This window comes from Pedobacter sp. TM02 (assembly GCF_059705275.1).
The window spans coordinates 3,232,075-3,245,582 of record NZ_AP046530.1 but is presented as its reverse complement, the minus strand read 5'-3'; the positions used below and the strand labels follow the sequence as shown (position 1 = coordinate 3,245,582).

Genomic DNA, 13,508 nt, shown 5'->3' with positions numbered 1-13,508 from the left:
TAGTTTTGCCTAAACAAATAATCAGGCAAATTGAACTCACAATTAACTCTTAAAAAAGCGCTTTTTACATTGCTATTCTTGGTGATGGGAGCGGCTGTTTTCGCACAGGGGACAGGCAAAATTTCAGGAACCGTATCAGACAAGAAAACAGGCGAAACACTGATCGGCGTTTCCGTTAAATTGGCAGGTACCACCAAAGGTGTAGGTACCGATGTTGACGGCAAATATGTGCTTCCGGGACTTACCGAAGGCAAGCATATCATCGAGATTTCTTACGTAGGCTATGCCACCAAAAGGATTACCGATGTGGAAGTTAAAAGCGGCGTTACCACTTCCTTAAACGTGGTAATGGAAGAAGCCAGCTCGCAAACCCTAAAACAGGTGGTGATTACCGCCAACTTTAAACAGGAATCGGTTAACTCGCTTTATGCACAGCAAAAAAACAGTTCTGTAATTTCTGATGGTATTTCGAGCGATCAGATCAAGAAATCGCCAGATAAGAATACTTCAGAAGCCTTGAGGCGTGTAAGCGGCGCTACCATCCAAGACAATAAGTTTGTTGTGGTAAGGGGCTTGAGCGATCGTTACAATACAGCTACCTTAGACAATTCTACCTTGCCGAGCACCGAGCCTAACCGGAAGGCCTTCTCGTTCGATATTGTGCCGGCCAACTTGGTAGACAAAATTACCATCAGCAAAACCGCCACTCCAGACCTTCCTGCCGATTTTGCTGGCGGAGCCGTTCAGATTACCACCAAAGATATTCCAGACGATAACTTTATCTCTTTTGGCGTAGGCTATGGCTACAACAGCCAATCAACTTTCAAAGACTTTTTGGCCACCAGCAAAAATGCCCTGAACTATTTGGGCTTTGACGATGGTTCTAAACAACTGGCCGATAATTTTCCTTCGAGAAACAAAATCCTGAGCGGGTTGACACCGGCCAGAAACGTAGGCGCCTTAAAGTCATTGCCAAACGATTTCACCATCAACAACAATTCGGCTTTGCCTAGCCAGAACTACCAGTTTAGCATGGGCAGGGTAAAACACTTTAAAGACGATAGCCGTTTTGGTGCCTTGGTTTCTTTAACCTACCGCAACTCACAAAATATTGGCGAAGATGTGAAACGTGCATTTTATGTGTATGATTATAACGATAACCAATATAAGTTCTCGACCAACTTGGGCGCCTTGGCCAACTTTGCCTACAGCTTTGGCAAAAACAAGATCAGCTTCAAGAACATCTACAATAAAAACTACGACGACAACTATACCGAGCGTACCGGTATCAACCAAGGGTCGACAACCATCAACAGGTTTTATGCCTACGATGTTATGCAAAAGTCGCTGTTCAAGTCTACCTTGGAAGGCGAGCACCAGATTGGTGGTAAAAGCAGCAAGTTAAAATGGTCGGCCTCGTTCAGTAACGTAACCAACGATCAGCCTAACCAGTTGAAAATAAACTATGCAAAGGCCTTGGCTTCGCAAAACGATCCAAGTGTGCCTTATCAAGCCAATATTACTTCATTAGGTAAAGAAAACACCCGCTTGTTTTCTAACCTGAACGAAAATATTTATGCAGGTGATGTAAACTACAGCACCCCGGTTAAATTGTTCAACGCCTCAAGCACCTTTAAGGCAGGCTTGGGTTCGCAATACCGCGAGCGTACGTTTAACGCCAGGTTTATTGGTGCAGAACTGCACTCTAACGATGCCGACGAAATGCAACGCATCAGGGCGCTGCCAGTTAACCAGATTTTCTCGCCTTCGCTTATTCAATCGGGCGTTTACAAGCTCAACGAAATCGGAAGCGATGTTGACAGCTACGATGCCAATTCGTTTACCAATTATGGTTATGCCATGTTAGACCAGAAATTCGGCGAGAAATTCCGTGCGGTGTATGGCGTGCGGGTAGAAAACTATAATGTTCAATTATCGAATGTGAAAAAAACCTATGTTGACGATACCCAACTCGACGTTTTGCCCTCGGTTAACTTAACCTACAGCCTAACGGCAAAAAGCAATTTAAGGGCTTCTTACTACCGTACCTTGGCCAGGCCAGAATTCAGGGAGCTGACTTTGTCTTCATACTATGATTACGAATTGCTGGCCAACCAATCGGGTAACCCCAACCTGAAGAGGACCTTGATCGATAATGCCGATTTAAGATACGAAATCTATCCGGGTGCAGGCGAGATCCTATCGGTATCGGCTTTCTACAAGAACTTTAACAATGCGATCGAATCGTACCGCTACGATGTGTTGTCAACACCAGACATCTCTTATTTCAATACCGCAAAAGCCTACAGCTATGGTTTGGAATTTGAAGTGAGGAAAAACCTCGGTTTTATCGGTGGGGGACAGTTTCTTAAAAACACTACGGCCTATGCCAACGTTTCTTTGGTGAAGTCGAAAATCAAAAACCCTGAAGACCAGAACTACATCGATAAAACCCGCCCGATGGTTGGCCAATCGCCTTATGTAGTGAATGCAGGTTTGCAGCATACGGCACTGAACAACAAATTGAGCCTCAACGTACTTTACAACAGAATTGGCAGAAGGATTATCCAAGCCAGCGGCATTACTTTCCCAAGCACTTGGGAGGCCCCTCGCGACGTGATCGATTTCCAGGCAGGCTATAAAGTAATCAAGTCGAGAGGCGAAATCAAACTGAACGTAGGCGATATCCTAAACCAGCGCAATACCATTTACTTCGATTACAACAAGAACAAAAAATACGATACCAATACCGGTGGCGACGAGACGATTATGTCGTACAAGCCAGGTACAAATGTCTCATTGTCATTTAGTTATTCGTTTTAATACTTAACATATTGTTAATGTGAGGTTAACGGTAAAGCAAACTTAAATCAATCTATTTGCACTATTCAAAAAGAAAACAAGAAAAATGAAAATCAAAATTTTATTATTAGCATTATCGGTTGTTTTGTTCGCAACCTCATGCAAGAAGAACAGCGTTGTTGATGACGAGCCAACTCCTGCTGCAGGAAATGTAGTAGAGGTTAGCGGAGAGATTTCTGCCAACACAACTTGGTCTGCAAGCAAGATCTATTTGTTAAAAGGCTTTGTTTATGTAAGCAATGGTGCTACCTTAACTATCGAGCCTGGAACAATCGTTAAAGGCGATAAAGCAACTAAAGGTACTTTGATCATCACCCGCGGCGCCAAGATCAATGCTACTGGTACTGTTGATAAACCAATTGTATTTACTTCTGCTTTGGCAGCTGGCGCACGTAGCCAAGGCGACTGGGGCGGTGTAATCCTTTTGGGTAAAGCCCCAGTAAACCAAGGTACCGATGTTAAAATAGAAGGTGGTTTGGTACAGCCTACTGGTAAAGACGAAAAAGCCTATATTTTTTACGGTGGTACAGATCCAGCAGACAACTCTGGTACAATGAAATATGTACGTATCGAGTTTGCCGGTATCGCTTATTCAGTTGATAACGAAATCAACGGATTGACCATGGGCGGTGTTGGTAATGGTACTACTTTGGATTATATCCAAGTTTATCGTTCTGGCGACGATGCTTTCGAGTGGTTCGGCGGTACAGTAAATGCAAAACACTTATTGGCTATCGGTACTTGGGATGATGATTTCGATACAGATTTCGGTTATTCAGGCAATGTTCAGTTTGCTTTGGCTCAACGTGTATCTACTGTGGCCGACCAATCAGGTTCAAACGGTTTCGAATCAGATAACAATGCAACAGGTACAGACCAAACACCTAAAACTTCGGCTGTTTTCTCAAACGTAACCATCATTGGTCCATGCAAAGCCGCTACAGGTTCTTTCAATGCCAATTTCCAAAATGGTGCACAAATCCGTCGTAACTCTTCGATCAGCATCCTGAACTCGGTTATCGCTGGTTATCCAATTGGTTTGTACATTGACGATACGACCGTTCAAACGGCAAATTCTACTACCGCAAACTTCAACTCAGGTTCGATGGTTATTGCCAACAACTTGATTTATGGTACAAGGACACAAGAAGTTAAAATGAGCAACACTGGTGCCTTGGCAACTGTTGAAGCTAAGCTTCGTACCGATAACGTTTTTGCCAACGGTCTTTTTGCAGCTAACTTGTTTGTAAATCCTTATTTATATGCAACTGATTTCGGATCGGGTGCAACCCTAGGCACAGCTAACTTTACTTTGGCTGCGGGTTCGGTTGCGGCAACTGGTGCTTCATTCACCAACGCAAAAGTATCGGGTTCGTTCTTCACGCCTGTTGCTTACAAAGGCGCTTTTGGTACGGATAACTGGGCAGCTGGTTGGGCAGAAGTTGATGCACAATCATTGGCTTACACCACACCGGGTGCTGTAAAATAATAAGATATTAAATTGTTTATTTCAAACCGTTCCGATTAGCTTCGGGACGGTTTTTTTATGCCCTCAAATATGGGAGGGTTATTTGTTGAGCGGGTCGTAATGGTATACCACCTCGTAAGGCTTGTTTTTCAGGCTGGCCGATAGTTCGCCCAGTTTGAGGTTCTGCTGCTGTGGCGTAGGTTCGCAAACGGTGTACGATTTGCCGTTGTAGATAATGGCATTGCCAATGGGCTTATCGAACTGTACGGCCATGGTAATATGCGTAGGGTAGAGCATGGCAATCATCGGCAGGTTGTAGATTTCCTTTACCAAAAAGAAAAACAAGGCCGCGCGGTCGTCGCAGTCGCTGTATTTATTCAATAGGGTTTGTTCTGGCGATAGGCGCTTTTCCTTGCCAAAATTATCTTCGTCGTTTTCGTAAAGAAAAGCATAGCGGGTAAAGCGCATGAGGTAATCCACGCCGTTTTTGGTGCTCATGCCTTTAAGGTTCTCCTTTAATATCGGAATAAGCGATTGATAGGTTTCCCTGCTCAGCGGAATATTAAAATAAGTCCCGAAATCTACGCCCGGATAGTTGGCAAAAATCTTATCTACCTCATTGTTCAGCTTTACCTTAAAGTGGTAGGCTTTGTGCTTGTAGTTAAAAGCCAGCTGCTTCTCGGTATAATCTTCAGGCTTGAACTCGGGCATGCGGGTTACCTTATAACTGAAAGCGTTCTTGGCTTCTGCAATCGCAATATTTACCGGCTTGTAGGTGTCTTCGCGCTTAAATAACTTGCCGTAGTCGTGGTAGTTGAGACAGGTATATTTTTTGTCGTCGACCATAAAGAACGGGATATCGGCAATGTCTTCATTGTTGCGGATGTAGAAAATAATCTGGTCGTTGCCCACCGCCACCTTGGCATCGTAGCCCGATTTGGTCATTAAAAACCATTTATACAAGGTATAACGGCCATAGTTTTCGGCCTTCGGACTAATTTCCTGCGCTGTTTTTCTAACCAGTTGGTAATAGAGCCAGTCGTTCAGCTTGTAATTATCGCGGTAATCGAGCAAGGCCTGTACAAGCGCCTGGTAATGCCCAGAATTTACCTTGTTGTAAAAATCTTTAACCGACTGATTGGTAAGTGGCACTTGAAAAGCAATATCGACGGTAGAATCAGCTTCAAAATTGAAAGTGCCCTCATAAAATTCGAAGCTATGACGCTGGGCTCTTGCACTTGCAAAAGAAAACGCTAACCCGATGATGATGAGAAGCTTATAGGCGATATGTTGGACTCTGCTTTTCAATGCCTTAACATAGTGATAATATTAAATATATATAAATTTAACCTACCAGCCTAGCATTTATTGTCCAAAAAATGTTAAATCTGACAAAAAATCATTTTTTGCCGATTCCTATATTAAATAATCTTAAGATAATCCCGATTTCATAAGTTCTTAACATGGCAAACCTACTTTTGTGGTGTTAAATATTTGGTTAGTATTTATCATTACAGTTTAGGTTAGTTGATAGCAAAAAGCCCCGATGGATGTCAGGGCTTTTGCTTTTATAAATGAGTTTGGGAACTGTAGGTTGGCTAAAAATTCTTGCCGATCTTCTCCAGCATCTCTGCAGGGATCTTGTGTACGTCGACCACTAAAAACCCATCTAGGCAATCAGAGAATTTAGGGTCGATGTTGAAGCAGATGATTTTTGCGTTCAGGGTCATGTACTGGCGCAGCAACACCGGAATTTTGATATGCGAATTTTCGATATCGCCAATCAGGCTGTCCAGGTCTTTCAGCGAGTCGCTGTTTTCTATCAACAAATCGGTATCGATAGGGGTAAGATCGGCCTTGAATTTGTTTCTTGGCTTTACATAGTGCGCCAGTTCGTAGTTGAAATGGTTTTTGGTAATGTAATCTACAATCAGCGATTTGGAAAACTTCGAGAAGTTGTTGCTGATGCTTACCGGCCCGAACATGTAACGGTATTTCGGGTTTTCGATCAGGTATTTCAATATCCCTTTCCAAAGCAGGAACAGGGGCAAGGGTTTTTGTTGGTACTCTTTTCTGATCCACGAACGGCCCAGTTCAATGCCCTGACGCAAAACCGGGTAAAAAGGCTCCTTGATCTTAAATAGCTCCGATAGGTAAAAGCCCCTACGGCCCATGGTGTTTAAAATCTCGTCGCCTTTGCCTATGCGGTAGGCGCCTACAATGGTCTGCGCATCCTTGTCCCAAATAAACAAGTGGTTGTAGTAGATGTCGTAATTGTCGAGGTCGATTTTCTTGTTTGTCCCTTCGCCAACTTCCCTAAAAGTGATCTCGCGCAAACGGCCAATTTCCCTCAATATATTCGGAATGTTGGAGGTAGGCGTAATGTAAACCTCATAGTTCTTCTCTTCCCAAACCCTAAAATCTTCCAGCTTGGCTACTTCGTTTACAATCAGGTTGCGGTCGGTTTCTTCTACAATCTGCGCCGGTTTTTTCTTCCGCTTGAACAGGTTGATCGGGTTGAACAACTTTTTCTCTTCTTCCAAGCTGGTACCTAAGGCATAGGTTCTCGCCCTCAAAAAGTCGAGCAGCTTGTTGGTGTTGTTTTTGTAGGAAATATCTTCGATCTTGATCGGCTTGCCAATACGCACCTTGATTTTTAGGCCCTGCTTGTTGAGGAACTCCGATGGCAGTTTGGCTGTTCTTAAAGTAGGATGTATAAAACTTAGGATATTGAACAGGATGCCGTTGTTGCCATGAAAATAGATAGGCACCACGGGCATTTTGGCCCTGGCAATAAGCTTGCCCACCACTGGATGCCATAGCCTATCGGTAATTTCCTGGGTTTCGAGGTTAAAGGTCGATACCTCGCCGGCAGGGAAGATGCCAATTGGCGTACCGCTCTGCAGCAGATCGAAAGTAGCTTTAAGGCCACTGATGCTCGAAGAATGCTGTACGTTTTCGAAAGGATTAACTGCTACGAAAAACTCGCTGAGGTTAGGTATTTTCTTCAAGATAAAATTTACCATGACCTTGGCTTCGGGCCTTACGGTACACAATAATTTAACCAGGGCAAGGCCTTCTACGCCACCATAAGGGTGGTTGGCAATGGCAATAAAGCCGCCCGTTTTGGGGATATTCTTCAAGTCGTCTTCGTCGAAATCTATCGAAACGCCAATGGTTTCCAAAATCTTATCAACAAACTCGAGGCCTTCAAAGTGTTCGTTCTTAGAGAAAACTTTATTGATGTCGTTGAGCTTCATTACTTCCATCAACAAAGCGGCCAGACCCGGTACTCCTAACTTATCTATCTTGGTTGCTTTTGCAAACTCTTTTGTGGTAATAATCTTCATCTGTAAGGAGGAATTAATTCATAAAGCAATTTCAAAAATAAGATTTATATTTATAGTACCTATCTTATCTATGAAAAATTGGTTAAATAAGTACTTTGGCTTTACAAAGCGCGAGTACAATGGCTTGCTGTTTCTAATGGCCGTTTTGCTGTTGCTGGCGGTATTTCCGTATGGGTATGATTTGTTGAAGCATGAACAGGAGCCGGCAACGGTTGCCGATGCTGTGGCCATTAAGCGGCTGGAGCTGGTCAACATGGAGCCTGGCCATCCTGATGGTGACGCATACCCCGGTCGTGCCGAGGCCACACGCAGCGCAGCCGAATTGTTCCGTTTTGATCCCAATCAAATCGATGCCTCTCAATGGCGGCGTCTGGGGTTTTCGGCCAAGCAGGCCCAATCCATTATCAATTACCGCAACAAGGGAGGCAAGTTCTATAAGGTGGCCGACCTGCAGAAAATGTATGTAATTTCGACCGAAACCTACGAGCGCCTCAAGCCTTATGTAATTATTGATGGTGGCTTGAAGGGCAAATCGGATGATAAGCAGCCATTTAATAAAGACGCCAGCCTGAGGCCTAAAAAAGAGCTGGTAGTGATCGAAATCAATGGAGCCGATACTGTCCAGCTTCAGGAAATCAAGGGTATTGGTCCGGCATTTGCCCGGCGCATTGCCAGCTACAGGGAGAGACTGGGCGGTTTTTGCCGGAAAGAACAATTGTTGGAAGTTTTCGGATTAGACAGTGCAAAATTTGAAGGCATCAAAGACCAGGTGCGTGTCGACGCCGGCCAGCTCAAAAAAATCAATATCAACACCGCTGTTTTCGACGAGCTCAAAAACCATCCTTATCTGAAATACAAGCAAATCAATGCCATTATCCAGTATAGAAAACAGCATGGGCCTTATAAAGATGTAGAAGATTTGAGGAAAGTAGCTATCTTAACGCCTCAAAATATACAGAACTTAGCACCTTATCTTACATTTTAACATGCTTGAAGCCCAAATTAAACAAACCCTGCGCGATGTAGCCGATTTTCCAAAGCCTGGAATAATTTTTAAAGACATCACACCCGTGTTGCAAAACCCGCAGTTGTGCACCGAAATTACCAAGGCATTGGCCGAGCAGGTCAAGGATTTGCACATCGATGCGGTTGCGGGCATCGAAAGCCGTGGTTTTTTGTTTGGCCTGGCTTTGGCGCAGGCCCTCCAGGTTCCCTTTGTGCCTATCCGCAAGGTTGGCAAGCTGCCTTATAAAACCGTTCAGCAGTCTTACGATCTGGAATATGGAAGCGCTACGCTCGAAGTGCACGAAGACGCTTTTAAGGCTGGCCAAAACGTACTTATCCACGACGATTTGCTGGCCACCGGTGGAACGGTGGTGGCCGCCTCTAAACTGGTAGAGTTGCTGGGCGCAAAAGTGGCAGGCTATTCCTTTCTCATCAGCCTCGATTTTTTGAACGGTCGCGAACGCTTGAAGGCCTTCTGCCCACAGGTGTTTTCTTTGGCCAGGTTCTAGGTATGGCCCCATTTCTTAAACCTAAATTGTAATCCTATTGTCTTATTCGGCCTTGACTGAAAAATTTTTTAAAATTTTTTTTAGGCAAACGTTTGCCCTTTTTTATAAACCTGTATCTAGCAGGTTAACTAATTGAACCAAATACTAAATCATTCTACTATTTTAGGGCTAAAAATCAAGTTGTGGCGTATGTTTTATTTGTTTAATATTGTCCTCAACCAAATATAAATCTTAAGAAACTGTTTAAATCAAAACGCCCATTTGCAGCGCAAAATTTAAGCAGTTTCTTTTTTTAATCGAACTTAAATATATGCATACTGGCTTTAGCTTTGAAATAGCAGAAAACCAAGATATGATCAGAAAAATGGTCAGCGATTTTGCCGAAAAGAACATTCGTCAAAATGTAATGGAATGGGATGAGGCACAACATTTTCCTGTAGAAATTTTTAAACAACTGGGCGAACTGGGCCTGATGGGCGTTTTGGTTCCTGAAGAATACGGAGGTTCGGGCTTTGGCTACCAAGAGTATGTAGATGTTATTGTTGAAGTGGCCAAGGTTTGCGGTTCGATAGGCTTATCGGTGGCCGCGCATAATTCTTTGTGTACAGGCCATATCCTGGCTTTTGCCAACGAGACCCAAAAACAGCAGTGGCTGCCTAAACTGGCTTCAGCCGAGTGGATTGGTGCTTGGGGCCTAACCGAAGCCAATACCGGTTCTGATGCCTTGCGTATGCGTACCACAGCCGTGCTCGATGGCGACGAATACGTAATTAACGGAGCCAAAAACTGGATTACACATGGTAAGTCTGGCGATGTAGCCGTAGTGATGGTGCGTACCGGAGAAGCAGGAAGCGCTAAAGGCATTTCGGCCATTGTGGTTGAACGTGGCACACCGGGTTTTACCGCTGGCAAAAAGGAGAACAAATTGGGCATGCGCGCTTCAGAAACCACCGAAATGATTTTCGATAATTGTCGCGTACCTAAAGAAAACCTCTTGGGCAACGAAGGCGACGGCTTTAAACAAGCCATGAAAGTTTTGGATGGTGGCCGTATTTCTATTGCAGCGCTATCTTTAGGTATTGCAAAAGGAGCCTACCAGGCCGCCTTGGCCTATGCGCAAGAACGCCATCAGTTTGGTGTGCCTATCTCTAGTTTTCAAGGCATCAGCTTTAAGTTGGCCGATATGGCTACCGAAATCGAGGCAGCAGAATTGTTGATCCGTCAGGCAGCAGATCTGAAGAACCGTCACCAGCCCATGACCAAAGAATCGGCCATGGCCAAATACTATGCCTCTGAAGTGGCCGTAAGGTGCGCTACAGAAGCGGTGCAGATTTTCGGAGGCTACGGTTATACCAAAGATTTCCCGGTAGAGAAATATTACCGTGACAGTAAGCTGTGTACCATAGGCGAAGGAACTTCCGAAATACAGAAGATTGTTATCGCCCGCGAAATCATGAAATAGCAACTATTAACTAACCATAATTACTAACTGGGGGCCATCTGAAATTTCGGATGGCCTTTTTGTTTTTATGCATAGTCTGTAGCCCACAGACCATGGATAGAGATAGGACCATGGAAGTTTGTTGCTAGGCCACAGGTTAACAGACTTCTAGCCAATACCATTATAAATCTGTCAGTCCGGAGGCTTATCTAAGTGAAAATGCTTTCGCTTTTCATGGGCTGTGGCGCACAGACCATGGAAAGTTAACGGTTCGGCGAAGTTGGCCAGTGGTTGACGAATTTTTAACCCATACTATTTAGTCTGCCAATTCGTGGCTTTTTAACCAAATGGGCATGCCATCATCTCCAATCCAAGGAGCTGGAATAAATGGAGCTGGTAGCCATTCGTTTATTGCATATTTACAATGCTGTCTACTACATAAATACTAAAGCCACGCCAAGGCAAAGCACCCTTATACTCGCGGTAATGCACTTCGAAATTCTTGCCGCTGTTGGCCATCATCTTTTGGGCAACTTCTTCGTTGGCTACAGAAAACTCGAACTCGTTCGATTGTATGCTGCCCGCCTGTCTCGATTTAATGCCACTTTGGATGATCTTGCCTTCGTAGGTCTTAAAAAGATAGCCTTTCTTCACTATATAGTTAAGGTCGCCTGATTTTACGCCTTCGCCAAAAACAAAGAAATAACGGTAGTAAACCATAATGGCCAGTACCAAAACCACAAGGCTTGCGGTAATGAGTATGAATTTTCTTTTGGTTGTCATGATTGGGGTTTGAGGTAAATTTAGCAATTGCCCTGCATAATTCGTACCAAATTGAGACACAGGTTCTTTAATTATTGGGCCGATGGAGGAGCTCGATGCTTCCGGCAGAAAAAATAAGGCAAAAACTTTCTCTTTTTCAATATTTTACTTACATTTGCATCCCCTACATAAACAGGGCATTAAAAATCGACTGAGAGGAGGTATTTCACGTTATGATCATTATCAATATTAAAGACGGCGAATCGTTAGACAAAGCGTTAAAACGTTTCAAGAAGAAGTTTGAAAAAACTGGTGTGTTAAGGGAATTGCGTAGCCGTCAGGCATACGAGAAAAAATCCGTAACCCGTCGTACTGAAATTAAACACGCTGTTTACATCCAAGGATTGAACCAAGAAGGTACGCTATAAGTCCTGTCTTGTTGAAGATAATAGACGCCCCCGAAATTCGGGGGCGTTTTTTTTTGGAAAAAAAATACTTGGAAAGCTATTTTTTGTATATTCACCAACAACGAACCCTAAGCCTATGCTGGTGAGCAATTTTCTGACCTATTTGCAGCACGAGAAGCGCTACTCTCCGCATACTGTACAAGCCTATCAAAAGGACCTGCTGCAGTTTGAGGCCTTTATGCAAAAAGAATTTGAGCTTAGCCTTGTTGCCGTACAGCCAACCCATGTCAGGAGTTTCATGGTCAATCTTTTAGACCATCAAATGGCCGAAAGCACCGTTAAGGCCAAACTGTCTACGCTAAGGAGTTTTTACAAGCACCTGCTCAGGGAAAAGGCCATCAAGACCAGCCCAATGACGCTGGTCAAATCGCCCAAGGTTCCCAAACGGCTACCCGTATTTATCGAAGAAAGCAAGATGGATAGGCTTTTGGACGGATACGAAACCGAAGACGGTAAAAAGATCGAGTTTTTTGACGATAGCTTTGGCAGCCAGCGCGATAAGCTGGTGGTAGAACTGCTTTTCGGAACTGGAATGCGTTTGGCCGAATTGCTGGCACTCAAAGAAAGCGACGTCGATTTTTACGAAGGCACCATCAAAGTGTTGGGCAAGCGCAACAAGGAACGGATCATTCCTTTGCACAGTGCGTTGGCAAAGCAAGTCAAATTGTACATAGAGCTGAAATTATTACAGAATTTTGATAACAAAAGCGAGGCCTTAATCGTTACTGAATCAGGCGCAGGCGCCTACCCAAAATTGATCTACAGGATCGTTGCCCGTTATTTGACATACATATCAACGCAAGACAAGAAAAGCCCCCACGTGCTGCGGCATTCGTTTGCCAGCAGCCTGTTAAACAAGGGAGCCGATCTTAATGCAATAAAAGAACTGTTGGGGCATGCAAGCCTGGCCGCTACCCAGGTGTATACGCACAACTCAATAGAACGTTTAAAATCTATATATAAACAAGCCCATCCAAAGGCATAAAAAAGGAGGAAAAATGAAAATCAGAGTTCAGTCCATTCATTTCAATGCAGACAAAAAGTTATTAGACTTTATCCAAAAGAAAGTTGACAAGTTAGATCAGTTTTTTGATCAGATTATAGGTGGCGAAGTTTATTTGAAGCTAGAAAATGTTGAAGATGAGGAGAATAAGATTTCCGAAATTAAATTAATGGTTCCAGGAATGACGCTTTTTGCCAAAGAACAGTGCAAGTCTTTTGAAGAGGCTACCGATTTGGCAATCGAATCGCTGAAAAAACAAATTACTAAACATAAAGACAAAACCCGCGCAAAATTAAGCGAGCATAAGGCCTTGCTCAATGCAGATGAAGTATCTGATTACTAGGAGGATATTTCCATATCGAATTTCAAAAGGATTTGGCGGACGATGTTCCGCCAAATTTTTTTTTAAAATATATTTTTTTCGGAAATTAATTTTTGTAGATTTGCATTCCATTTCGGAAAGGGCATGAGAAAAAGCCGAGAGATGGAAGTTCTGTGAAAAATTAAAAAGATACAAAAACATCGATTTTTATTGAATTGATGTACCGTATAAGCCTCCTTAGCTCAGCTGGTAGAGCAACTGACTTGTAATCAGTAGGTCATTGGTTCGATTCCGATAGGAGGCTCTTTTTATTGTAGAT

At 43.6% G+C, this 13,508-nt stretch carries 11 protein-coding genes and 1 tRNA gene; 9 read left to right on the top strand and 3 right to left on the bottom strand.

Annotation, left to right across the window (positions count from 1 at the left end):
* Positions 1-30: 30 nt before the first annotated feature.
* Both AC6H1S_RS13800 and AC6H1S_RS13795 read left to right on the top strand, forming a co-directional pair.
* Entirely contained in the window at positions 31-2,823 is a 2,793-nt protein-coding gene (locus AC6H1S_RS13800) for a TonB-dependent receptor (protein ID WP_233165831.1), read from the top strand.
* Positions 2,824-2,908: 85 nt separating this feature from the next.
* The gene (locus tag AC6H1S_RS13795; protein ID WP_199139728.1) at positions 2,909-4,351 is read left to right on the top strand and encodes a beta-helix domain-containing protein; all 1,443 of its coding nucleotides are present in this window, start codon (positions 2,909-2,911) and stop codon (positions 4,349-4,351) included.
* A gap of 78 nt (positions 4,352-4,429) precedes the next feature.
* Here the strand turns inward: AC6H1S_RS13795 and AC6H1S_RS13790 are convergent, their stop codons facing one another.
* Complete coding sequence (locus AC6H1S_RS13790) at positions 4,430-5,638, bottom strand: hypothetical protein (protein WP_497563972.1); 1,209 nt, start codon at positions 5,636-5,638, stop codon at positions 4,430-4,432.
* A gap of 290 nt (positions 5,639-5,928) precedes the next feature.
* On the bottom strand, positions 5,929-7,680 hold the full coding sequence (locus AC6H1S_RS13785) for a bifunctional lysophospholipid acyltransferase family protein/GNAT family N-acetyltransferase (RefSeq protein WP_497563971.1): 1,752 nt from the start codon (positions 7,678-7,680) through the stop codon (positions 5,929-5,931).
* 70 nt (positions 7,681-7,750) lie between these two features.
* On the opposite strand from AC6H1S_RS13785, the gene AC6H1S_RS13780 reads away from it, so the two are divergent.
* The 3 genes from AC6H1S_RS13780 to AC6H1S_RS13770 all read left to right on the top strand — a co-directional run bounded on the left by AC6H1S_RS13780 (position 7,751) and on the right by AC6H1S_RS13770 (position 10,656).
* Complete coding sequence (locus AC6H1S_RS13780; RefSeq protein WP_497563970.1) at positions 7,751-8,665, top strand: ComEA family DNA-binding protein; 915 nt, start codon at positions 7,751-7,753, stop codon at positions 8,663-8,665.
* A 1-nt stretch (position 8,666) separates the two neighbouring features.
* Positions 8,667-9,194 (top strand): adenine phosphoribosyltransferase, encoded by a 528-nt coding sequence (locus tag AC6H1S_RS13775; RefSeq protein WP_497563969.1) that lies wholly within the window; start codon positions 8,667-8,669, stop codon positions 9,192-9,194.
* A gap of 310 nt (positions 9,195-9,504) precedes the next feature.
* Complete coding sequence (locus AC6H1S_RS13770) at positions 9,505-10,656, top strand: acyl-CoA dehydrogenase family protein (protein ID WP_199141704.1); 1,152 nt, start codon at positions 9,505-9,507, stop codon at positions 10,654-10,656.
* A 387-nt stretch (positions 10,657-11,043) separates the two neighbouring features.
* On the opposite strand, the gene AC6H1S_RS13765 is transcribed toward AC6H1S_RS13770, so the two are convergent.
* Complete coding sequence (locus tag AC6H1S_RS13765) at positions 11,044-11,418, bottom strand: DUF8785 domain-containing protein (protein ID WP_497563968.1); 375 nt, start codon at positions 11,416-11,418, stop codon at positions 11,044-11,046.
* A gap of 212 nt (positions 11,419-11,630) precedes the next feature.
* Between AC6H1S_RS13765 and rpsU the strand changes: the two genes are divergently transcribed.
* The 4 genes from rpsU (at position 11,631) to AC6H1S_RS13745 (ending at position 13,493) form a co-directional block, all read left to right on the top strand.
* The gene (rpsU, locus tag AC6H1S_RS13760; RefSeq protein ID WP_199141706.1) at positions 11,631-11,825 is read left to right on the top strand and encodes a 30S ribosomal protein S21; all 195 of its coding nucleotides are present in this window, start codon (positions 11,631-11,633) and stop codon (positions 11,823-11,825) included.
* Positions 11,826-11,940: 115 nt separating this feature from the next.
* Positions 11,941-12,849 carry a tyrosine-type recombinase/integrase gene (locus tag AC6H1S_RS13755; RefSeq protein ID WP_497563967.1) on the top strand — a complete coding sequence of 303 codons (909 nt, stop codon included), beginning with the start codon at positions 11,941-11,943 and terminating at the stop codon, positions 12,847-12,849.
* Between the two features lie 13 nt (positions 12,850-12,862).
* Positions 12,863-13,210, top strand: coding sequence for a ribosome hibernation-promoting factor, HPF/YfiA family (gene hpf / locus AC6H1S_RS13750; protein ID WP_199141708.1), 348 nt, complete (start codon positions 12,863-12,865; stop codon positions 13,208-13,210).
* Between the two features lie 210 nt (positions 13,211-13,420).
* Positions 13,421-13,493: transfer RNA gene (locus AC6H1S_RS13745), tRNA-Thr, on the top strand.
* Positions 13,494-13,508 lie beyond the last annotated feature (15 nt).

What these genes read in the sequence shown, in the direction of transcription:
- AC6H1S_RS13795 (WP_199139728.1), top strand. Translation starts at nt 2,909, where the DNA reads ATGAAAATCAAAATTTTATTATTAGCATTATCGGTTGTTTTGTTCGCA.
- AC6H1S_RS13785 (WP_497563971.1), bottom strand. Translation starts at nt 7,680, where the DNA reads ATGAAGATTATTACCACAAAAGAGTTTGCAAAAGCAACCAAGATAGAT.
- AC6H1S_RS13780 (WP_497563970.1), top strand. Translation starts at nt 7,751, where the DNA reads ATGAAAAATTGGTTAAATAAGTACTTTGGCTTTACAAAGCGCGAGTAC.
- AC6H1S_RS13775 (WP_497563969.1), top strand. Translation starts at nt 8,667, where the DNA reads ATGCTTGAAGCCCAAATTAAACAAACCCTGCGCGATGTAGCCGATTTT.
- AC6H1S_RS13770 (WP_199141704.1), top strand. Translation starts at nt 9,505, where the DNA reads ATGCATACTGGCTTTAGCTTTGAAATAGCAGAAAACCAAGATATGATC.
- AC6H1S_RS13765 (WP_497563968.1), bottom strand. Translation starts at nt 11,418, where the DNA reads ATGACAACCAAAAGAAAATTCATACTCATTACCGCAAGCCTTGTGGTT.
- rpsU (WP_199141706.1), top strand. Translation starts at nt 11,631, where the DNA reads ATGATCATTATCAATATTAAAGACGGCGAATCGTTAGACAAAGCGTTA.
- AC6H1S_RS13755 (WP_497563967.1), top strand. Translation starts at nt 11,941, where the DNA reads ATGCTGGTGAGCAATTTTCTGACCTATTTGCAGCACGAGAAGCGCTAC.
- hpf (WP_199141708.1), top strand. Translation starts at nt 12,863, where the DNA reads ATGAAAATCAGAGTTCAGTCCATTCATTTCAATGCAGACAAAAAGTTA.